At 57.4% G+C, this 20,532-nt stretch carries 17 protein-coding genes; 8 read left to right on the top strand and 9 right to left on the bottom strand.

Annotated elements, in window-relative coordinates; genetic code table 11:
• Window positions 1–13 precede the first annotated feature (13 nt).
• Window positions 14–1,267 carry a lipid IV(A) 3-deoxy-D-manno-octulosonic acid transferase gene (gene waaA / locus A8B84_RS20245; protein ID WP_064230291.1) on the bottom strand — a complete coding sequence of 418 codons (1,254 nt, stop codon included), beginning with the start codon at window positions 1,265–1,267 and terminating at the stop codon, window positions 14–16.
• Window positions 1,268–1,388: 121 nt separating this feature from the next.
• On the opposite strand from waaA, the gene lpxL reads away from it, so the two are divergent.
• The 4 genes from lpxL to A8B84_RS20265 are packed head-to-tail and all read left to right on the top strand — an operon-like array spanning window position 1,389 to window position 5,549.
• Window positions 1,389–2,336 carry an LpxL/LpxP family Kdo(2)-lipid IV(A) lauroyl/palmitoleoyl acyltransferase gene (lpxL, locus tag A8B84_RS20250; RefSeq protein ID WP_082905244.1) on the top strand — a complete coding sequence of 316 codons (948 nt, stop codon included), beginning with the start codon at window positions 1,389–1,391 and terminating at the stop codon, window positions 2,334–2,336.
• Window positions 2,337–2,383: 47 nt separating this feature from the next.
• Entirely contained in the window at window positions 2,384–3,373 is a 990-nt protein-coding gene (locus tag A8B84_RS20255) for a mitochondrial fission ELM1 family protein (RefSeq protein ID WP_064230292.1), read from the top strand.
• A gap of 2 nt (window positions 3,374–3,375) precedes the next feature.
• Window positions 3,376–4,491: a glycosyltransferase family 4 protein gene (locus A8B84_RS20260; protein ID WP_064230293.1), complete on the top strand. Its 1,116-nt coding sequence runs from the start codon at window positions 3,376–3,378 to the stop codon at window positions 4,489–4,491.
• Entirely contained in the window at window positions 4,488–5,549 is a 1,062-nt protein-coding gene (locus tag A8B84_RS20265) for a glycosyltransferase (protein WP_064230294.1), read from the top strand. The genes A8B84_RS20260 and A8B84_RS20265 overlap by 4 nt, the downstream gene beginning before the upstream one ends.
• 17 nt (window positions 5,550–5,566) lie before the next feature.
• Here the strand turns inward: A8B84_RS20265 and A8B84_RS20270 are convergent, their stop codons facing one another.
• Window positions 5,567–6,361, bottom strand: a complete 795-nt coding sequence (locus A8B84_RS20270) for a glycosyltransferase family 2 protein (protein WP_064230295.1) — start codon at window positions 6,359–6,361, stop codon at window positions 5,567–5,569.
• A 132-nt stretch (window positions 6,362–6,493) separates the two neighbouring features.
• Here A8B84_RS20270 and A8B84_RS20275 point away from each other — a divergent pair, with 132 nt between their 5' ends.
• The 3 genes from A8B84_RS20275 to A8B84_RS20285 are packed head-to-tail and all read left to right on the top strand — an operon-like array spanning window position 6,494 to window position 10,820.
• Window positions 6,494–7,915 (top strand): mannose-1-phosphate guanylyltransferase/mannose-6-phosphate isomerase, encoded by a 1,422-nt coding sequence (locus tag A8B84_RS20275; RefSeq protein WP_064230296.1) that lies wholly within the window; start codon window positions 6,494–6,496, stop codon window positions 7,913–7,915.
• A complete protein-coding gene (locus tag A8B84_RS20280) occupies window positions 7,912–8,817 on the top strand; it encodes a lysophospholipid acyltransferase family protein (RefSeq protein ID WP_064230297.1) in 906 nt (301 codons plus the stop codon). Before A8B84_RS20275 ends, A8B84_RS20280 begins: the two co-directional genes overlap by 4 nt.
• Window positions 8,811–10,820, top strand: a complete 2,010-nt coding sequence (locus A8B84_RS20285) for an O-antigen ligase family protein (RefSeq protein WP_064230298.1) — start codon at window positions 8,811–8,813, stop codon at window positions 10,818–10,820. The genes A8B84_RS20280 and A8B84_RS20285 overlap by 7 nt, the downstream gene beginning before the upstream one ends.
• Here A8B84_RS20285 and A8B84_RS20290 read toward each other — a convergent pair.
• The 4 genes from A8B84_RS20290 to A8B84_RS20305 are packed head-to-tail and all read right to left on the bottom strand — an operon-like array spanning window position 10,779 to window position 14,771.
• Window positions 10,779–11,825: a polysialyltransferase family glycosyltransferase gene (locus A8B84_RS20290; RefSeq protein ID WP_138103211.1), complete on the bottom strand. Its 1,047-nt coding sequence runs from the start codon at window positions 11,823–11,825 to the stop codon at window positions 10,779–10,781. The genes A8B84_RS20285 and A8B84_RS20290 overlap by 42 nt on opposite strands.
• Window positions 11,826–11,859: 34 nt before the next feature.
• Window positions 11,860–12,939, bottom strand: a complete 1,080-nt coding sequence (locus A8B84_RS20295; RefSeq protein WP_064230300.1) for a CDP-glycerol glycerophosphotransferase family protein — start codon at window positions 12,937–12,939, stop codon at window positions 11,860–11,862.
• The gene (locus tag A8B84_RS20300) at window positions 12,940–14,058 is read right to left on the bottom strand and encodes a glycosyltransferase family 4 protein (RefSeq protein WP_082905245.1); all 1,119 of its coding nucleotides are present in this window, start codon (window positions 14,056–14,058) and stop codon (window positions 12,940–12,942) included. It lies immediately after the preceding gene.
• Complete coding sequence (locus tag A8B84_RS20305) at window positions 14,055–14,771, bottom strand: 3-deoxy-D-manno-octulosonic acid kinase (RefSeq protein WP_064230301.1); 717 nt, start codon at window positions 14,769–14,771, stop codon at window positions 14,055–14,057. The genes A8B84_RS20300 and A8B84_RS20305 overlap by 4 nt, the downstream gene beginning before the upstream one ends.
• A 157-nt stretch (window positions 14,772–14,928) precedes the next feature.
• On the opposite strand from A8B84_RS20305, the gene A8B84_RS20310 reads away from it, so the two are divergent.
• Window positions 14,929–15,993, top strand: a complete 1,065-nt coding sequence (locus A8B84_RS20310; protein WP_064230302.1) for a glycosyltransferase family 9 protein — start codon at window positions 14,929–14,931, stop codon at window positions 15,991–15,993.
• Window positions 15,994–16,092: 99 nt separating this feature from the next.
• Here A8B84_RS20310 and A8B84_RS20315 read toward each other — a convergent pair whose 3' ends face one another.
• From A8B84_RS20315 to glnE, 3 genes are all read right to left on the bottom strand, one after another.
• A complete protein-coding gene (locus A8B84_RS20315) occupies window positions 16,093–16,500 on the bottom strand; it encodes a DUF6165 family protein (RefSeq protein ID WP_064230303.1) in 408 nt (135 codons plus the stop codon).
• A gap of 88 nt (window positions 16,501–16,588) precedes the next feature.
• Complete coding sequence (locus A8B84_RS20320) at window positions 16,589–17,515, bottom strand: branched-chain amino acid transaminase (protein WP_064230304.1); 927 nt, start codon at window positions 17,513–17,515, stop codon at window positions 16,589–16,591.
• A gap of 77 nt (window positions 17,516–17,592) precedes the next feature.
• Window positions 17,593–20,499, bottom strand: a complete 2,907-nt coding sequence (glnE, locus tag A8B84_RS20325) for a bifunctional [glutamate--ammonia ligase]-adenylyl-L-tyrosine phosphorylase/[glutamate--ammonia-ligase] adenylyltransferase (RefSeq protein ID WP_064230305.1) — start codon at window positions 20,497–20,499, stop codon at window positions 17,593–17,595.
• Between the last annotated feature and the right edge of the window lie 33 nt (window positions 20,500–20,532).

Genomic DNA, 20,532 nt, shown 5'->3' on the forward strand with positions numbered 1-20,532 from the left:
TTCGACAGATGTGTTACACCCGCTCGATGATACCATCGACTACCTTGTCCAGCGCCCCGCGGTTCTTGTTCACAACCTCCAGCGCTCGTTGACCAATCGCTTCGCGTTCCCTGCTATCGCTAAAGAGGGACGACACGTGAGCGGCCAGATCATCTGCATCAGAAACCAGTTTCACGCCCCGGTCATCCAGCAGGCGCTGGTAAATCGTCTCGAAATTGAAGATGTGGGGGCCTGAAAACACCGGAATTCCCCATCCGGCAGGCTCCAGGGGATTATGCCCACCGCGCTCGATCAACGAGCCGCCAACGAACGCCAGATCGCTGGCTCCGTAAAGCATCATCAGCTCCCCCATGGTATCTCCCAGATACACCTGGGCTTGGGCTGGGTCCTCTCCGCGCGATCGGCGGGCCAGAGTCAGCCCTTCCTTCACCGCTTTCTCCGCCACCGGCTCAAAGCGGTCGGGGTGTCTCGGAACTAGGATAAGCAGGGCGTCCGGATGTTCAATCAAAACTTTTCCATGGGCTGCGAGGAGTTGCTCATTCTCGCTGCCGTGGGTGCTGCCGGCAATCCAGACTGGCCGACGTGCCAGTTTCTGCCGAAGCCTCGTGGCCGATGCCCGCAAATCCTCTGGAATATCCACGTCAAATTTAACGCTACCTGTGACGGCCACTTTGGCAGGCGCAACCCCTATTCGCCGGAAGCGCTCAGCGTCTTTCTCGGCCTGGGCAGCCACCCAGCTGATACTCTGCATGATGGGAGCGGCGAGGCCACGGATGCGCTCGTACCCCCGAGCGGATCGCTCTGACAGACGGGCGTTGATAAGGAACACGGGAACCCGGCGGGCCCGGCACTGGCGAATCATGTTCGGCCAGATTTCGGTCTCCATGATAACCAGGATCCGCGGATTGGCCCGGTCCAGGAAGCGTCGGATGGCACCGGGCGTGTCATAGGGTGCGTAGGCGTACTGCACCTGATCACCGAACATCTTGCGCGCCTGGGACAGACCGGTGTCGGTCATGGCAGTCATCAGGATAGTAATACCCGGGTTCCGGACCAGAAGACGCCGAACCATCGGCGCCGCCGCAATGGTTTCACCCACCGAAACCGCATGTACCCACACAACCGTGCCGCTTGCCCGGGGCACAACACCCAGGCGCTGGTACCAGTTACGCCTGAGCTCCGGAGCTCGACGTCCGTTCCACCATAGGCGCAGCAGGATGAACGGCAGAATCAGCCGAATAAGCTGGGAATAGATAAATTGCAGCACACAGGACTCCGGGCAAAGCAGTGCGTTATCATATCGCAAAACCTATTGATTTGCTTCCGATTGATCGCTCGGGCCATTGTGCCACCTTTGATTAATTCAGACGTTGCAGGACGTGCTCTACGTGAAAAAGAAATACCGCAAATTACCGCGCAACACGGATTACTCGGCCTATCGCCATCCCCGCTGGTGGCCCACCTGGCTGGGAATCTTTTTGATGTGGTGTGTGTCCCGGTTGCCAATACGTGTTCAGTGGTGGCTGGGCAAGCTGGCGGGACTGCTGGCGCTACGCTTTGCCCGCAGTCGCCGACACATCGCCGAGGTGAATATCCAGCTTTGTTTTCCGGAACTTACTGCCGCCCAGCAATCGGCGCTGGTTCGGAATGCGTTTATTGCCAATGGCATCGGTTTGCTGGAACTGGGCATCGCCTGGTTTCGCGATCCAGCCAAACTGACAGGCATCACGCAAGTCCATGGCCTTGAGCATTTCGAGCATGCTCTGGCCCAGGGCAAAGGCGTTTTATTATTGGGGGGCCATTACAGCACCCTGGACCTGGGCGGGAGCCTGGTGACCGAATTTATTGAGGCAGACGTCATGCAGCGCGATCACAATAATCCGCTGATGAACGCCGTGATGACGAGAGCCCGTGAACGCCGCTATGGCACTGTGCTGGGCGCAAGAGACCTGCGGGGCCTGTTTCGCAGCCTGAAGAAAAACCGGGCGGTTTGGTATGCCACCGACCAGGATTACGGCCGCAAGGATATTGTCTTTGCGCCGTTCTTCGGAATACCAGCGGGCACGATTACCGCTACGTCAAGGATTGCCGAGCGTAGCGGATGCGCAGTGGTTCCGTTCAGTCATTTCCGGCGCGAGGATGGCCCGGGTTACGACATTTACTTCCACCCTGCCCTTGAGAACTTTCCCAGCGGGGACGATCTCAAGGATGCAACATTGATCAACCAGGCTATAGAGCGGGAAGTGCGGCGCGCCCCTGATCAATATCTGTGGATGCATCGGCGCTTCAAAACACGCCCGGATGAGAACGATCCGGGATTCTACAAACGCCGGTAACGAAGAATTCAGGCAACACGGAGGCCGGCAGTGCATGCCGGAACACCATGGCCAAACCCGACCCCAGAACGCAGGATGCATCCACACCCGTGGTGTGGCTTCTCACCGACAACAAGCCGGGCCACCGGAATCAGCTGAAGGGGCTTGGCAATCGGCTTCGTGTCCTGGCCGGGGCAAGCACCTACTGGGTTGATGCTTCCACGGTACCGGTGCCGCTGTGGCGTGCATTGCTGGGTTCCGCACCACGCATGGAGGCGTCACTGCCTCGCCCCGATCTGGTCATCGCGGCCGGGTCTGGTACTCACCGCCTACTGCTTGCACTGCGAAAACTTCGCGGAACCCGAACGCTGGTCATTATGAAGCCAGCGTTTCCGCTGTCTCTGGTCAGCGGCGCCCTGATTCCGGCCCACGATCGCGTCCAACCGGGCCCGCGGGTGCTGTTAACCGAGGGCGTTCTGAATACCATCACACCCCTGGCCAGAATCACTGAGAAACTAGAAGCGCTATTACTCATTGGTGGGCCTTCGCCGCACTTCGACTGGGACGATGATGTCGTCCTGGGCCAGATATCACACCTGATTGGTCAGTACCCCGACTGGCGCTGGACCATCAGTACCTCACGGCGAACACCGAAGTCCCTGCAGGACCGCCTCGACGACATGGCCGGACTGCGGATTACCGTTGTTCACCCCCAGCAGACCCACGAGGACTGGCTAAGCCACCAACTTTCCGCCTCACGGGCGGCCTGGGTGACCCCGGACAGCATGTCCATGGTCTGTGAGGCAGCAACCTCCGGGGTGCCAACGGGACTTTTCGAGCTACCGGCCAGATCCGGCAGCCGGGTTGTGGAAGGTGTGGAACGGTTGGCACGGGACGGGTATGTTGCCAAGTGGACGGACCACGCCAGCGTCATGGCAGGCCGGGCCGACCACGACCGGTCCATCTGGGAAGCCAACCGCGCAGCCCGATGGGTACTCGAGAACGGGTTTCTGCCAAAGAGCCACAAAACCAATCAACGCCTGCACCAGGGGGCCTAACCTTGAGAATTCTCCAGGCACTTCCGGCGCTGTACAGCGGCGGCGTGGAAAGAGGTACCGTCGAGTTCGCCGCCGACCTCGTCAAACGCGGCCACGAATCTTTTGTCGTCTCCAAGGGCGGCCCCATGGCGGAACAACTGCGGGGACAGGGTTCGAAGCATATTTTCATGCCGATTCACCGGAAAACCCCCGCATCCTTCGGTCAGATTCTGCCGATGCGAAAACTGCTTCTTGAATTGAAGCCGGACATCGTTCATGTCCGCTCGCGCATGCCCGCCTGGATCATCTTCCTGGCCCTGAAAAGCATTCCAAAGCAGCAACGCCCGGCGGTCGTATCTACCTTCCATGGTATGTACTCGGTAACGCCCTACAGTGCCATCATGACCCGCGCCAATCACATCATAGCGGTGTCCCAGTGTGTCCGGGATTACGTGATAAACAACTACCCGGTCCCCGAGGAAAAGCTCACTGTCATCCAGCGGGGTGTCGATGTGGATGCCTTCCATCAACGGGAGCTTACACAGCAATGGCTGGACCGCTGGTTCCGTCAATATCCGCAGCTTGCCGGGAAGAAAATCATCATGATGCCCGGGCGGATTTCCCGCTGGAAAGGGCAACTGGACTTCCTGGCCATGATGTCGAAACTGGTGCGGGACCGGCCAGATTGCCATGGCATCATTGTCGGTGGAGCGGAACCCGGCAAAGAGCATTTCCTGGATGAACTGGAAAAGGAACGGGCGCGCCTGGATCTGACCGACAAGGTCAGCTTCCTTGGCCAGCGCAATGACATGACCAACCTTTACCTGCTCGCCGAGGTGGTCTGTCATATGAGCACCAAACCGGAACCCTTTGGCCGGACGGTGACCGAAGCCCTGGCCTCCGGAACACCGGTCGTGGCCTATAATCGGGGCGGTGCAGCAGAAACCCTGCAGGCCTGTTTCAGGGAGGGGCTGGTGACACCGGATAACGTGGAGGAATTTGCCCAGGCGGTTTCCCGGCTGCTGGATGCCAAACCGCCGGCCATCGAGATCCCCTATCGGTTCAGGTTGGAAGCGCAAACCGAGGCAACATTGCGGGTTTATGAGAACGTGCTGAAAAACGCAGCCGGCCGATCATGACTTCTCCCGGCAAATTAACCATTGTCCTTCTTGTCGCCACACCCGGAACCACCTGGGGCGGCATGGAACAGCACACCGCGGATCTGGCGGGTGCACTGGCGGTACGCGGGCATAGCGTCCATGTGCTGGGCCATAAAACCTATCGGGACAAGTTCCCTGCCGGCGTACAGTTTCATCCACTGCCGGTTCAACTCGGGCGACGGAACCTCTGGCTCCAACTGGCCCTCCGCCGGCGACTTCGAGAATTATCGCCCGATATCCTGCACGCCCAGGGCAATAAGGCAGCGCAACTGGCCGGTAAAACCGGAAAGCTTGCCCGTGTGCGCATCGGCACAGTGCACGGCACCAAGTCCAGCCACAAGGCATTTGATCGCCTCGACGAGATCGTTGCAGTAAGCCCACGGATCCTGGGATCTCTGCGACACCCCCATACACACCTGATCTACAATGGTGTCGACTCAGAACGCCAACAAAATACAGCGGACGATGGCCCCAATCTTCCGGCAGGTGTCACCAATGTGATAGCCGTGGGGCGTCTAGAACCCGTAAAAAGCTTTGATGCGCTGATCAGGGCCTGGGCTATACTTGGCCCCTCTGCCGACAACTGCCACCTGACCATATTCGGCGAAGGAAGCCAGCGGGAACAGCTGGCGCGTCTAATTCAACAATCAGGTCTCGGAGAATCGGTCACCCTGGCAGGGTTCAGCCGGAACCTGGCACCGGTTTACTGCAAAGCCGAACTGACAGTGATCAGCTCCGAGCGGGAAGGTTTTCCCTATGTGCTGGCTGAGTCGCTCATCTACGGTTGTCCGGTTGTCTCCACTCCGGTGTCCGGGCCTCGCGACCTTCTCCCACCTTCCTCTCTCAGCGCCGGACACAACGACCGAGACCTTGCCGATCTCATGGCCCGGGCGCTCGCCAATCTGGAAGCGTTGAAACAGAGCCAGCGGTCCGCTGTGGCGTTTGCACGTGAAACCCTCACAGTGAAAGCCATGGCTGAACAAACAGAGGCCCTTTATCGAAAAGCCATTACTGAGCGCCGGGCCACTGGAAAATAATCTGGGCACACTGATTCCTACCGGGTACTTTCCTCCTCAAACTCAGACAGCATCTCTATCTCGCGAGCCTTCGCCAGCCGCATAAAGTTCCGGTTGGCCGCAGTAATGGCAACGCTAAGGCCAAACCAGCCGTTCAGAATCTGTCGGTGCAGCAAGTAATACTTCAGGAACTTCAGGGGAAACTCGGCGAACAGACGGGCACTTGAGATTCGCCGCCCCTTTGCGGCAATAAAGCGAGCCTGCTCCGTAGACAACTGGCAGTACTTGCGCTCCATCTGCTCCAGGGAAATCAGCGTTCGATGCAACACGTCGCCCTTGAGATCCACGACCCGGCCTGATTTCACCTGGGGTCGGTCATTGTTGCTGTCCTTTTCGGCCTCAATCACCGCCTTGTTGCGATTGTAGAGCCTGAGGATTCTCTTGGATTTATCATGACGGAACGGATGCCGGGGATTTGGCTGGGACAGCACCCAGCGCATCCGGAACCCCGCAACATCCGGGTCAACCGGCGTTGAGAACCGGGCCTTGATGTTGGCCACAAGTTCGTCCGAAAGCACCTCATCCGCATCCAGATCCAGCACCCAGTCATTTCGGCACAGGCTCGCGGCAAAAGCTTTCTGGCAGGCAAACCCCTGCCAGTCGTTATGAACAAACCGGGCGCCCGCCGCTTCTGCAATTTCTCGGGTTCGGTCAGTGCTCCCGGAATCAACTACGATAACCTCATCGACCCAGCCAGAAACCTTCGCCAGGGATTCCGGCAATCGCAGTTCTTCGTTCTGGGTGATGTAATAAACGGACAACGGCAGCTTCATCACAATTCCTGGTGTCAAGGCAATCAGTTTACGGACTGGTCAGAACAATATCATGGTTGCCTTATGATAAGATGACGCGCCTGATTTTGATGTTTTACTTGGCATTCTTTAACTCAAGCCCGGAGTGTACAGATGATTCACCCCGTCATTATGGCTGGCGGTACCGGCTCACGCCTTTGGCCGATGTCGCGCCAGCTGAATCCGAAGCAGTTCCTGAAACTGACCAACGGCCCCCTGTCGATGTTGCAGGCCACCGTTGCGCGGCTTGAGGGCATGGACGCAGCAAACCCTCTACTGATCTGCAACGAGGAACACCGGTTCCTGGCTGCGGAACAAATGCGGCAATCCGGTCACGAAGATACGCGGATCATCCTGGAGCCCTGCGGCCGTAATACAGCACCGGCGATTGCATTGGCAGCACTGCAGCTGACCGAGGCCGCCGAAAACGACGCCGACGATCCTCTGATGCTGGTATTGGCAGCCGACCACCTGATCAAGGACGTCACGGCTTTTCAGGAAGGGGTGAAGAAAGCCATTCCGCTGGCGCGGGAAGGGAAACTGGTCACCTTCGGCATTGTCCCGAACCATCCGGAAACCGGCTACGGCTACATCCATCGTGGCACCGAACTGGGCCCTGACAGCTACCTGGTGGACAAGTTTGTCGAAAAGCCGGACCAAGCGACCGCCAATGGCTACCTGGATTCCGGCGAGTACCTCTGGAACAGCGGGATGTTCCTGTTTGGTGCCCGTCAGTACCTCGAGGAGCTGGAAGCCCATCGCCCGGATATCCTGGCCGCGTGCCGTGCCGCCATCGCAGACACCGCCGATGACCTGCACTTCACGCGAATCAACGCCGAACGCTTCGCCGAATGCCCGTCAGACTCGGTGGACTACGCCGTCATGGAGAAGACCGACAAGGCCGCCGTGGTCTCCCTGGATGCCGGCTGGAGCGATATCGGCTCCTGGTCCGCGCTCTGGGAAGTCAGTGACAAGGACGCGGACGGCAACAGCCTGACCGGCGACGTAATTACCCATAACACCGCCAACACGCTGATCCGTGCCGATAGCCGGCTGGTGGCAACGGTTGGCGTGGACAACCTGGTGGTTATCGAAACCAAGGATGCCGTGCTGGTTGCCCATAAAGACAGCGTTCAGGACGTCAAAACCGTGGTGGAGCGAATCAAGACCGATGGCCGCCACGAACACATGAACCATCGGGAAGTCTACCGACCCTGGGGAGTGTACGATTCCATCGACAACGGCGCCCGCTACCAGGTCAAACGCATCACGGTAAAACCCGGCGCCAAGCTCTCTGTGCAGATGCATCACCATCGAGCCGAGCACTGGATCGTGGTCAGTGGCACCGCCCGGGTCACCAACGGCGAGAAAACCTATCTGGTCACCGAGAACCAGTCCACCTACATTCCGATTGGCCAGGTGCACTCGCTGGAGAATCCGGGGGTCATCGACCTGGAACTGATCGAAGTCCAGTCGGGCTCTTACCTGGGTGAAGACGACATTGTTCGTTACGAGGATCGGTACGGCCGGAAATGAGCAAGCTCAAGTATTTCATCATTGCCGGGCTGCTCAGGATTGCCGGCTGGTTATCCCTTGCCGGCGCCCAGCGGGTGGGTCGTTTCGTGGGTTATCTGGTCTGGCGACTGCCTACCAAGTCACGCCAGGTAACCGACATTAACCTGTCCATTTGCCTCCCCGAGCTTTCAGACACCGAACGCGCGGTTATGTCAAAGAGATCCCTGGCCCAGACCGGCATGACCATGCTCGAGGTCCCCCTGATGTGGGAATGGCCGGTGGAAAAATGCCTTGGCCTGATCCGGGAAACCGAGGGGCTGGAACTGATCGACAAGGCCATGGCCGGCGACAAGGGGCTGATCCTCCTTGCGCCGCACCTGGGCAACTGGGAACTGGCCGGGCTGTTCTTCTCATCGCGTTACAAAATGGCAGCGCTTTACAGCCCACCGAATATGCCCGAATTCGAAGACTATATGATCAAGGTTCGCGGCCGGCTTGGCTCAGAACTGGTCCGGGGCGACCGTCGTGGCCTGGCCCGACTTGCCTCGATTCTCCGGGAAGGCGGTGTTGCCGGGATTCTGCCGGATCAGTCACCCCGGGGTAAAGGCAACGCCTTTGCTCCTTTCTTTGGCATGGAAGTGAAGACCATGACCCTGGTGTCCAAGCTTATCCAGCGCACTGGCGCCAACGTGCTGATCACCTATGCGGAACGCCTGCCCGATGCTTCCGGATTCCGGATCGTCGTGCGCGAGACCGGCCCGGGCCTCGGCGACAAGGACCCTGTGGCCGCAACCACGGCCATGAATCACGCCATCGAACAATGCGTGCGAGAAATCCCCGAGCAGTATCAGTGGGAGTACAAGCGCATGCGCCATCGACCACCCGGCGAAATCAACCCCTACAACCCGGATCGCGTATGCTGAACCCCACACTGGCCTTCCATGCACTGTTGATCATCGGGTTTGGCGGCGCACTCCTGTCTTCCAGCATCCTGGCCGGCGCCACCCTGTTGCTTGCCATTGCCGGAATGGTGCTCAGTGCTCGGAAATCACTGTATAAAACCGGTTGGGACAAGCCCAAAGAGCTCAGGCTGCTGCACTTTTCCTTCTGGTTTTTCGTTCTGGTGAGCTTTCTGTCCTGGGCCCTGGAAGGCTTTGATTATGAGGGTGGAAAAACGTTTGGCACGCACGCCCGGTTTATCCTGTTCTGGCCACTCATTGTTGCCATTAGCTATGCCCGGATCGGCGCCCGAACCACCTTCGCAGCCTTCGGACTGATGGCAGTATCAATCATAGGAATTTTTCTCGTGACCGTTGCCGCCCGCCAGGGCGCGCTTGGGCAGGTGCTGAATTCCCGTTTCGGTGGCGGGATCAATCCCATCAGCTTTGGCAATCTCGCCCTCCTGGGCGGCATGTTGACGATCGTTGCTGCCATGTTTTTTATCCGGGACAAACGGGTAGGCCTGGCGATACTCTTTTTCACGGGTGGAACGGCTGCGGTCCTGACATCCATGCTGTCTGAAACCCGCAGCAACCTGGTTGCTCTGCCATTTCTTCTGGTCGTGCTCGTACCACTGCTCAGCAAAAGGCTTCGAGTTGCCGGATTGATCGTTGTGCCACTGCTCGTCGCCGGCGCTATCATCACCAGCGACCGCATGTCCAGTTCACTCAATGGCTTGCTTCACAACGGGCACCTGGATTCAGGCATGGAAATTCGGCTGGAAGTCTGGGGGCAGGCCTTGAATATGCTCAGCGACAACCCCTGGACGGGCGCAGGCCTCGGCGGATACACCCATAAAATTGAAGCAGAAGTCGCAGATGGCAATCTGCCGAAATACTTCCTGGACTGCTGCACCGGGCATGCCCATAACGATCTGCTGAACAACGCCGCAACCAGCGGCATTCCGGGCATTCTCAGCTGGGCCCTGTTGATTTTCATTCCGCTGACCATCTTTGCCAGAAACCTGTCCAGCCGCCACGCAGCCACGGCGCACCTTGCGGCGGCTGGCTGCATGGTCTCCATTGGGTACTTTTTCTTTGGCCTGACCGAAGCCACCTTCAATCGGACTCTGTTCCTCACCTTCTACCTGCTTGCGGTGGCCTCTATCGCCTCGGCTATGTTCACAGAGTTGAGCGCGTCCTATGTTCGAAACAGGGCCCGCAAGGTTTCAGCGACCATTATTACGAAAAACGAAGAAGACCACATTACCGACTGCCTGAAGTCAGCGAGGCTGGTCGCAGACGAAATCATCGTCCTGGATAGTGGCAGTACTGACAGAACTGTCGAGCTGGCCCGAGAGCTGGCCGATGTTGTTGAAGTCACCGACTGGCCGGGTTTTGGCATCCAGAAACAGCGCGCACTTGAGAAAGCGACCGGTGAGTGGGTACTGTCACTGGATGCCGATGAGCGCGTCACACCCGAGCTGGCAAGGGAGATCAATGATCACCTGGCAGATCCCGATGCAGACGCCTACAAGCTCCCCTGGGCGGTAACAATATATGGCAGCCGCCTGGATTTCGGGCGCAGCGGCCGAGCCCCGCTTCGGCTGTTCCGCAGGGAAGGTGTGAGCTTTTCCGACGCCCTGGTTCACGAACGCATACTGATCCCGTCCGGTCGCAAAATCAAAACCCTGAGAGGCCGGCTCACGCACTACACACACCGGGATTTTGGCCACTCGCTGGAGAAGAGCGCGAAGTATGCCTGGCTTGGTTCTCTGGAGAAGCATCGTAAAGGCAAGAAGACCCGCACCATGATCTACCCCACTTTGCGGGGCCTGATGACGTTTGTGCAGGTATATTTCATTCGGTTCGGTTTTCTGGACGGCGCTGTGGGTTATCTGACGGCGGTTACCTATGCGCAGGTAACGTTCAACAAATATGCCGGGTTATGGACTCTGGACAGACCGGCCCGCTTCGAAAAGTCGTGACCCCCGAAGGAGCGTTGTTTCCACGCCGACGCTCCTGAACATACTTCTTATTTCGTCATAGTAGGGTAGCCGCGCACCAAGTGCGGCATCATCAATCTGGAAAACCCGGATTTCCGGGAAAATCTTTTTCAGAGTGAACAGAGCCGTTGAAGCAAAGCTGTAGAAAGCCAGATACGTTTCTCCGGACAGAGCTACCTCGACCTCTATCGGACGACCGGCCTGTCGTATCTCGAGCGGAAATTCTGCAAGCAACTTCTCCAACTCTTCCCGGCTTTCCTTACGGTGCATAAAGTACACCACGCGGCTCTCAGGATGACGTTCCACCACGTGCTGAATTTGCAGTCTCAGTTGCTGGAGCCGATCTTCACCACCGAAGGGCTGGCCAAGAAACCCGACCATGGGCATCTGGCTACTGTCACGGGCCGATGTTTTGAAGGTTCTGCGAAACACCGGGAAATCATGAACCTGCACCTGAACGAGCTCGGAGCTCTGTAACGGGAAGAACGTGAAGAAAGCGATCACCTCCGGAACAACGCGATGAATCCGGATTCCCATGGTTCTCAAAAGCCGTTTTTTTGCCGGTGAAATCCGGGAGGCGATACCCTCGTCGTGAATGGCGTGGTAGTAGGTTACTGTCGCCAGGCCGTCATCCACGAAAATCAGCTGCTCGCTATCGAATCCCCGATAAAATACTTCGTGGATCCAGCTGGATTTGTTCCCGATAAACAACCTTTCAATTTTTCGTCGCGAAAGTCTATTGGCAACGGCACCGAGACGAAGATAAAAGGAACTTTTTTTCAGATAGATAGTTTCAATGCCCTGCCACCCCAGGGCTTCGACCAGGAAGGCCATTTGCCCCTCGGTCTCCCGGTTATCAGGTCGGGCAATGACGAGAAGTGTTGTTTCGGCGCTGCAGCCATAATGGTGGCGAGCCTCGGAGCAGCTGATCAGCTGGAGGGGGGTGCTCGCAACAAAGACATTGATAGGAATGGCGGCGCTGCTCAAATCATTCGTTTCCCGATCCGGATCATCGAAGAAGCTATCCTGAGCTTTCCGGCGCCATGCGTGCAAGTTCCTTACGCAAGCGGCGCCTGACTTTCATTTTGCGCAACAGGTTTATCGGCTTGCGTTTGAGTTGGCTGCGCTTGTTAGTCAGGAAATCCTCAACCGCATCCAGAACCCGTCCGCTCGACCGACCATCCCTGAAGCTGTGTAGCTGGTCGCAAAGGGCTCGTGTTTCCTTCATCAGGGTATCGGGATACTGCACAGCCTCTTCCAGCGCTGGCTCAACATCCTCCACTTCCTGGACGTCGATCAGATAAGGGCCCGGCATTTTGGTCCTGAAGGTAACCACCGGGCGATCCAGAAACATGAATTCGAACATGATGGACGAGGTATCGCACAGCATCACATCTGCCTGCGGCAGCAGAGGCAGCAGATCTTCATCGCTCTCGACAAAACGAAGGTTATCGCCGCTCAGCTTGCGATACTGGTCCACTACCACGGGATCCATCTTCGGATGCAGGGTTACAATGAACTTCCAACGCCCATTCCTCGACAGCTCGCCGATTTTCTCCACCAGATCCGGAGCAGAAGTAACGGATCGGCTGAACGTTGAGGCGTAAAATACAACTGGCAACTCGTTTTCCGCGTGGCTTCTCTTACCCTTCTCGGGCTGCGATAACAGCGGATCCAGTTTCGGCCAGCCAGTATGGGCAACCCCGAAATGCTGGTATTGGGCCGCCAGCTCACGGAATTTTTCCGTGTCTTTGACGGCATGCGTACAGTAGAGATCAAACCATCCACGAATGCGGTAATGATCACTTTCATCCTCGCTGCTATGGCCACGCTTGTTGCGGGCCATGCCGTGAAATACCTCGACCTTGATTCCGGGAAAAAAATAAGGCACCCAGTCCCCGGGCACAAAGGTCGCATCGGCGTTGTATTCCATAACCTCTTTGACGCTGCCAAGGCGGCGCTCGTCGGGCCGAAGTGGCGATGTTGAGCATCCTGCAACGAACCAGGCCGCCTCGTCACCCCGGCGCCGAATCTCATCCTGAAGAGGGCGCAGGATTGAATAGGAATAGGGTTGGTTAACAAAAAACAGATACCGCCGCATTCAGGCCCTGCCCGTGAGTGCTTTGTAAAGCTCACCCGTCTCCCTGACGGTCTGTGAGGTGTGAAAATCCCGGGCTATCCGTTGCCTCGCAGCTTGCCCAAGGGAGGCCGCCAGTTCCCTGTCGCGGTACAGCCGCTCGATGGCCGCTGACAACTCAGGCGCATTTTCCGGCGGGACTACCACCCCACTGACACCATCTTCCACTAGCTCTGGCATGCCACCGACATTGGTCACCACCGGTGCAACCCCATAGACCATAGCCTCGATAACCGCTCGAGGCAGCCCCTCCCTTTCCTTCGAAGGAAGCACAAACACATCGCTAGCTGCAGCAATGGCCGGCGCATCGGTACGGAACCCTGTGAAGTGGATGCGTTCGGGGTGAGACGCGGCAGCAGCCAGCGCCTGAATCTCATCGTTTTCAATGACATCCCCGACCAGCAACAAATGCGCATTCACATCCTCTGGCAACTTATCCACAGCGTCTATAAGGTCGTCGAAGCCTTTTCGAGGGCTATTGCGTCCGGTGCAGCACACCACAAAGGCGTCTTCAGGAACGCCAAACTGGGTCAGATCAGCCTTGGGCGATTGATACCAGTCCAGGTCATGTCCCTTGTAGATTCGTTGAAGTTTTCTTTCAGGGATGTGCATCCACAGGAACCGAAGGCTCGCGAGGTAATTCTTGATGGCATCGGCAACACAGACAATCTTGCTGACGCGTGGGTGGAGGAACGTAATCCAGGACTCCGGATTGAGGAAGCTGATGTTACCGATCACACCGCGATAGGCGACGATCTTGATATCTGTGCCCCGGGAAGCGCGCAGCCCGCAGGCCAGCGCTCGGGGATTATAAGCGTGAATGACATCATACTTTTTCTTCGCCAGTTGTTGGCGGATGGCTTCAGTGCCTTCTTTGTCAAAGCGGTTCTTCAAGGCCATCGGACAGGCAACCATGCCCTCGTCGACCAGACGCTGATAATTCCTGCCCTTGGGGTTACACATGACGTCGACGTCGAATCCGGCCTTTCTGAGTCCGATAAAGAGTTCAGTCTCCGGACGATCACAGGCATCCGTAAGACAAAGTATCGACGGAAGCGATCCGCCCTGTTGTGGATGGGTCAAGTGGCCATTCCCCTGTTGTATCCGTTCATAAAAAAATTCCAGACCTTCGCCCGGGCGTCCTCTCCGGCCACCTTCACCAGTGATCGCGAGAAGCGATCAAGATTGGCCTCTTTCCAGCGCGCCGGGGCATTGCCTGTAATCAACCTGCTCTTGTCGAAATCGATCAGAAAGTATTCTTTGCCTCGAACCAGCACATTGAAACAGTTCAGGTCTGCATGCATGACGCCGGCGTCGTGAAATCGACGAATGGTTTCTCCGATGGAAGCCCAGGCCTCACCGTCCAACTCTGAAACAAGGTCAGCCAGCGGTGACGTGTTCTCCAACCGCTCAATGATGATGGCCGCGCGATACTGAATCGGTGACAGTTTCCGGTACCAGGCTGCAACCGGCCGGGGCACGGGAAGCCCCTGGCTGACCAGTGTGTTCAGCAAACGGAATTCTGCAAAGGATCGCACATCCGCCTCGCGAGTAAAGGCATAGGCGTATCGCGCAAACTTTGCCATCAACCCACCCCGGCGATATTCCCGAAGCACCAATCTCTCCTCTCCGGCCTGCAAAAACCAGGCGCCGCCGCGGCCCCCGCTGCTTACCGGCCTGGCCTGATCGCCCCAGGAATCGGCATTGAACCAGTCTTCGGTAACCCTGCCCTGATAATCCGGGTGAATCAGCATTGCCGAAGCCCTTTCCCGAATACAGATTTCAGACTCCACCATGCTGGGTCCCCGGTCACCGAAATTGAAAGAAGACACGCCTTACCCGCTCATGCCGGGACGGACACGCGCGAGTACGTTAGAATGGCGGCCAGTTTACCAATGATTGCAAACAAAGCTCCACAGCCCCAGGCCACAACCTGAACTGGATCAATATCTGATGAACTCCATCTGCATTCTTCGCCTGTCCGCCATCGGTGACGTGACCCACGTGATTCCTGTCGTGCTGAGCCTTCAGGAGCAGCTTCCCGGCGTGAAGATCACCTGGGTCATCGGCAAGATCGAAGCAAAGCTCGTTGGCGATTTGCCCGGCGTTGAATTTATTGTTTTCGACAAAAAGGCCGGCCGCAAAGGCTACGCCGAGCTTCGCAGACAGATGCAGGACCGCAAGTTCGACGCCCTGCTTCATATGCAGGTGGCCTTTCGGGCCAACCTCGCAGCTGCGTGCATCCCGGCCCGGGTCAGGATTGGCTATGACAAGGCTCGCAGCAAGGATCTTCACAGTTTGTTCATCAACCGCCGAATCAAACCCGCGCCCCAACAGCATGTTCGCGACTGCCTCGCCAGTTTCCTGGAGCCTTTGGAACTCAAAGCCGCCCCACCGCGCTGGCAGATTCCCTTGAGTTGCTCAGACCATGAGTTTGCCAGCGCGCAACTGGCAACTGATCGCAGAAACCTGGTAATCAGCCCCTGCGCCAGCCATACCCTGCGTAACTGGCCCTCAGACCGCTATGCCAAGCTGGCAGATCATGCCGTACAGAAACACGGAATGAAAGTGATTCTGGTGGGCAGTCCGGCCCCCTTCGAGGCCGAGTATTGCGCCGCAATCGAAGCCGCAATGAAAGAAAAAGCCCACAATATCTGCGGCAAGGACACCCTGAAACAACTGACAGCGCTGATGAGCCATGCTGATCTGGTAGTGGCCCCCGATACCGGTCCGGCCCATATCGCCAGTGCGGTGGGAACCGATGTGCTTGGGTTGTTTGCGGCGAGCAATCCTCACCGGTCCGGCCCCTACAATTCACTGGAGTGGTGTGTGAATCGCTATCCCCAGGCCCTGAAGAAATTCACTGGCAAAACAGTGGAGCAGGCCCGCTGGGGGGCGAAAGCCGAGTTCGAAGGGGCGATGGAGCTGATCACGGTGGCGGATGCAACGGATATGCTGGATCAGTGGATTGAGGCTCATCCGGCGCCAGATACAACAACGGCGCCAAAGTCGGGCTGACTTGGGCGCCGTTGGAGAGCGTTGTCGGATTACGCTTTGCTAATCCGACCTACAGAATTAACGAAAAATGAGATGAAGGCGTTCATCTGAACCTGCACATCACTTTCGGGCGGTGTAGTCTTGGTAGGACTTCTCTTCCACGAAACGCGACCCCAGGGCCAGATTGACCTCTTTCTTGATGGCGGCGCGTTTGTCGTTGGTGACGTACACAGCGCGGGCCAGCTCAATAAATCTCGGGCCAAAGTCCTGGGCGGCCTCCTGATCACGAATGTCGTCTTCAATCACCCACAACTCTTCGTTTACCGCCTTCAGTTGCTTGCGAAGATCGGCAATTTCAGCAGCCTTGTCCTTTACCGCCTCGTCCCAGGTGGCACTCAGCTCATCCAGCTCAAGCCGAACGTTCTTGACCTTCGCTTCATCCTTGATGCGCTCGGATTTGATTTCGAGAATGGTGATTTTGTCCAGCACCTCGCCGAAGGATACCGGTACCTTGATAACGTCTGCCATTTGCTCGTCCCGTCAGTAAACAGGGTGTGTTAAACAACAAAGCCGCCGGGCTGAAACAGTCAACGGCGGCTTGCGACTTTTTCTGGAATCAGCCTTTGACGTGAGTCAGCCAGCCGCTGTGCTCAGCCAGCCTGCCCTTGACCGCATCAAAGTACATGCCCTGAAGCTTCTCGGTCACCGGACCACGCTTGCCGGCACCGATTACACGGCCATCCAGCTCACGGATCGGAAGCACCTCAGCGGCTGTCCCTGTGAAGAAGGCTTCGTCTGCGATATACACCTCATCACGGGTGATCCTGCGCTCCTTGACCGGAATGTTCAGCTCGCGGGCAAAATCCAGGATCGTGGCGCGGGTGATCCCTTCGAGGCAGGAGGTGAGCTCCGGCGTGTGGAGCACACCATCGCGCAGAATGAAGATGTTCTCGCCTGACCCCTCGGCAACGTAGCCTTCGTTGTCGAGCAACAGCGCTTCCTCGGCCCCGCCGGAAATGGCCTCATTCAGGGCCAGCATCGAGTTGATGTAGTTGCCGTTGGCCTTGGCCTTACACATGGTGATATTGACGTGGTGGCGCGTATAGGAGGACGTGCGCACCTTGATACCCATCTCTTTCGCTTCCGGGGACATGTAGGAGGGCCAGCTCCAGGCCGCAACCATTACGTGAACCTTGAGGTTATCGGCCCTCAGCCCCATGCCCTCGGAACCCAGAAACGCCATCGGGCGGAGATAGGCTTCGTCGAGGTTGTTCTCGCGAACTGCCGCACACTGGGCCTCATTCAGCTCGTCCTTACTGAACGGCATTTTCATGTTCAGAATGTGGGCCGAACGGAACAATCGATCGGTATGCTCTTTCAGGCGGAAAATAGCCGGACCGTTCGCGGTATTGTAGGCCCGCACACCTTCAAAACAGCCAAGGCCGTAGTGCAGGGTGTGAGTCAGGACGTGCGTCTTGGCTTCCCGCCAGGGAACCATTTCACCATCCAGCCAGATAACGCCATCGCGATCAGCCATCGACATTCTTCATTGCTCCTAAAAAAGCGTTTTTCGGGGGAACCGGCATTCTAGCAGGAAAATCTGCCGGAATTGAATTTGCCTCAGGCATCAATCATCACTTTTTTCCACATGGCGCGGATGTAGTCACGCTCCTCGGTAAAGGCATCGCCGTCCACCTGGCTATTGAGGTTCTGAAGCGCCCGACGGTGAATGGTGGAGCGAAGGGCAATGAAGGTTTCCCTGAGTTTTTCGGCATCTTCCACAGCCATCACACCGGCACGTCCCAACTCTTCCATCTGGCGAATATTGTCAGACCACTGGGTCAGCTCCGGGTTTTCGGCGCACCAGGCCAACATCAGGTACTGCACCATGAACTCGATATCCACGATGCCGCCGGTATCATGCTTGATATGGAACACCTCGGCTTGCCGGCTTTCCGGCGTGGCGAGGCTGGCGCGCATTTTCTCCCGCATGTCGACCACCTCTTTGCGAAGCTTTTCACGGTCACGGGGTTGGCAAAGGATGTCATGGCGTATCGATTCGAAGGCCTCAAGAGTCTCACTACATCCTGCAACGCCCCGGGCACGGGCCAGCGCCTGATGTTCCCACGTCCAGGCATCTTCACGCTGATACTTTTCAAAAGCCTGCAATGTGCTTACCAGCAGACCCGAGTTGCCGGAGGGCCGCAGGCGCATATCCACCTCGTAGAGTTGCCCTGACGGCGTCTGGGTATTGAGAATGTGGACAATCCGCTGCCCCAGCCGGGTGTAGAAGACCGCATTATCGATGGGCTTTTCGCCATCGGTAGCCAGCTCCGGATCGGCTTGATGCACAAACACCAGATCGAGATCGGAGGTATAGCCAAGCTCGATCCCACCCAGCTTGCCATAGCCAAGGATGGCGAAATCGGTCTCACAGGCAGAGCCATCCTTCCTTCGGGGGTAGCCATGACGGCTGACCAGGTTGGCGAACGCTACGTCCACTACATGGTCGAGCACAACCTCGGCAATCCAGGTCAGGTAGTCACTGACCTTCATCAACGGCAGCGTGCCTTTCAGTTCAGACGCCGCCACCCGCAGGATGTGGGCTTTCTTGAAATGGCGCAGGGATTCCATCTGTTCTTCCAGATCCTCAAACGGAATCCGCAGCATCTGCTGGCGCAGATCATCCTGCAATTCGGCCTTGGCTGGTGGGTGGTACAAACTTTCAGCATTCAGAAGTTCATCCAACAGAAGCGGCGTTTCTGCCAGTTGCCGGGCAATCCAGGGGCTCTCACTGCACAACCGGACCAGTTGGGTACAGGCGCCCGAGTTCTCCAGCAACAACACCATGTAGGCGGTTCGGCGCAAAATGGCCTCTACCAGCTGCAACACCCTCGACAGAGTCTCGGAGGGGTTATCGACCTGGGTAAGAGCCTCAAGCAGCATGGGCATGAACTGATTGAGTCTTTTCCGGCCCTGGGTCTGAAGCGTCTGCACGGTCCGGTTATCACGCAAGTCGACCAACTCGGCCAGGGTGCCCTCAGGGTTCTCGTAGCCCCGCGACCTTAGCCAGTCGATGGCCGCCCGGTCTTCCGTTTCAGCCAACCAAAGCTCAAACCAACCCTCATCAAGAGACGCCTGCCCCTCATCCTCCTCATCCTCGGTTGCGATGATATTGGCAAAATGGGTGGCCACGCGTTCCCTGTGCTCCCTGAGGCACCCCTCACAATCCCGCCAGCTCTCAAAACCCATAATGGTGGCGACCCGCGCCTGGGATAGCTCATCCTCCGGAAGCAGTTGAGTCTGCTTGTCTTCCATGCCCTGAAGCGCATGCTCCAGGTTCCGCAGGAACACATAGGCGTCGCGCAGTTCACCAACCACAGACGAAGGCAACAGCTCGAGCTCTTCCAATTCTTTGAGAATCACCAGCAGCTCTCGCTGCTGAAGTTCCCGGTCCCGACCACCTCGAATTAGCTGAAAAGCTTGAACCACAAACTCGATTTCGCGGATACCACCGCTGCCCAGCTTAATATTGTTTTCGAGCCCCTTGCGGCGCACCTCCCGACCAATCATGGCCTTCATACTGCGCAGGGATTCAAAGGCGCTGAAATCGATGTACTTGCGATAGACAAAGGGGCGCAGACTCTCCATCAGAACCTCACCGGCTCTCTGGTCGCCGGCCACCACTCGAGCCTTGACCATGGCATAGCGCTCCCAGTCACGCCCCTGATCCTGGTAATAGGTTTCCAGAGCGGCAAAACTTAGCGCGAGTGCACCACTCTGGCCGTAAGGCCTGAGGCGCATGTCAACCCGGAACACGAAACCGTCCGCCGTTATCTGGTCCAGAGCCTGAATCAGACGCTGCCCCAGGCGGACGAAAAACTGCTGATTATCGAGCGAGCGCCGACCGCCAACGGTTTCCCCTTTGCTCGGAAAGGCGAAGATCAGGTCGATATCCGAGGACACATTCAACTCCCGACCACCGAGCTTGCCCATGCCCAGAACCACCATTTTCTGGTCTGCTTCCTGACCGGTAACCGGATCAGCACCGCGAGGCGTGCCATACTGCTCGCAAGCATCCCGGTACAACCAGCTGAGCGCTCCATCAATACAGATATCGGCAAACGCGCTGGTCGCTGCCATGGTTTCGGCCAGGTCGGCCCACCGCATCAAATCCCGCCAAATAATCCGGAACTGAGACTCCATGCGGAATTGCCTGAGAGCCGAATGCAGTGCCGACTCGCTATCGACCTCGGAAAGATAGTCCTGCCAACGCTTTTGAAGGTATTCAGGGGTGGTGGGTTCCGTCAGTGAAAGGGAGGCTGTCAGGGCTTGAATCTGCCCGGGATGGCGCTCCAGAGTCTGGCGCAGGAACAGGCTTCGGGAGATTGCAGTGGCCACCACGGCGTCATTCATATCCTCCGATGAGGTTAACCAGGCCGGAACTCCGTCCGGAAACACCGATCCCCAACTTCCGGCGACATCATCCGCCAGCGGTTTCGGTAGGCTGTGCCACGGCTCGGACATAATGCAAACCCCTGTCTCTCTGTTATATTTCCG

The organism is Marinobacter sp. EhC06 (genome assembly GCF_001650915.1).
GTDB lineage: Bacteria > Pseudomonadota > Gammaproteobacteria > Pseudomonadales > Oleiphilaceae > Marinobacter.

What these genes read in the sequence shown, in the direction of transcription:
- A8B84_RS20265 (WP_064230294.1), top strand. Translation starts at nt 4,488, where the DNA reads ATGACTTCTCCCGGCAAATTAACCATTGTCCTTCTTGTCGCCACACCC.
- A8B84_RS20285 (WP_064230298.1), top strand. Translation starts at nt 8,811, where the DNA reads ATGCTGAACCCCACACTGGCCTTCCATGCACTGTTGATCATCGGGTTT.
- A8B84_RS20270 (WP_064230295.1), bottom strand. Translation starts at nt 6,361, where the DNA reads ATGAAGCTGCCGTTGTCCGTTTATTACATCACCCAGAACGAAGAACTG.
- A8B84_RS20295 (WP_064230300.1), bottom strand. Translation starts at nt 12,939, where the DNA reads ATGCGGCGGTATCTGTTTTTTGTTAACCAACCCTATTCCTATTCAATC.
- A8B84_RS20275 (WP_064230296.1), top strand. Translation starts at nt 6,494, where the DNA reads ATGATTCACCCCGTCATTATGGCTGGCGGTACCGGCTCACGCCTTTGG.
- A8B84_RS20280 (WP_064230297.1), top strand. Translation starts at nt 7,912, where the DNA reads ATGAGCAAGCTCAAGTATTTCATCATTGCCGGGCTGCTCAGGATTGCC.
- glnE (WP_064230305.1), bottom strand. Translation starts at nt 20,499, where the DNA reads ATGTCCGAGCCGTGGCACAGCCTACCGAAACCGCTGGCGGATGATGTC.
- A8B84_RS20305 (WP_064230301.1), bottom strand. Translation starts at nt 14,771, where the DNA reads ATGGTGGAGTCTGAAATCTGTATTCGGGAAAGGGCTTCGGCAATGCTG.
- A8B84_RS20255 (WP_064230292.1), top strand. Translation starts at nt 2,384, where the DNA reads ATGGCCAAACCCGACCCCAGAACGCAGGATGCATCCACACCCGTGGTG.
- A8B84_RS20315 (WP_064230303.1), bottom strand. Translation starts at nt 16,500, where the DNA reads ATGGCAGACGTTATCAAGGTACCGGTATCCTTCGGCGAGGTGCTGGAC.
- A8B84_RS20320 (WP_064230304.1), bottom strand. Translation starts at nt 17,515, where the DNA reads ATGTCGATGGCTGATCGCGATGGCGTTATCTGGCTGGATGGTGAAATG.
- A8B84_RS20310 (WP_064230302.1), top strand. Translation starts at nt 14,929, where the DNA reads ATGAACTCCATCTGCATTCTTCGCCTGTCCGCCATCGGTGACGTGACC.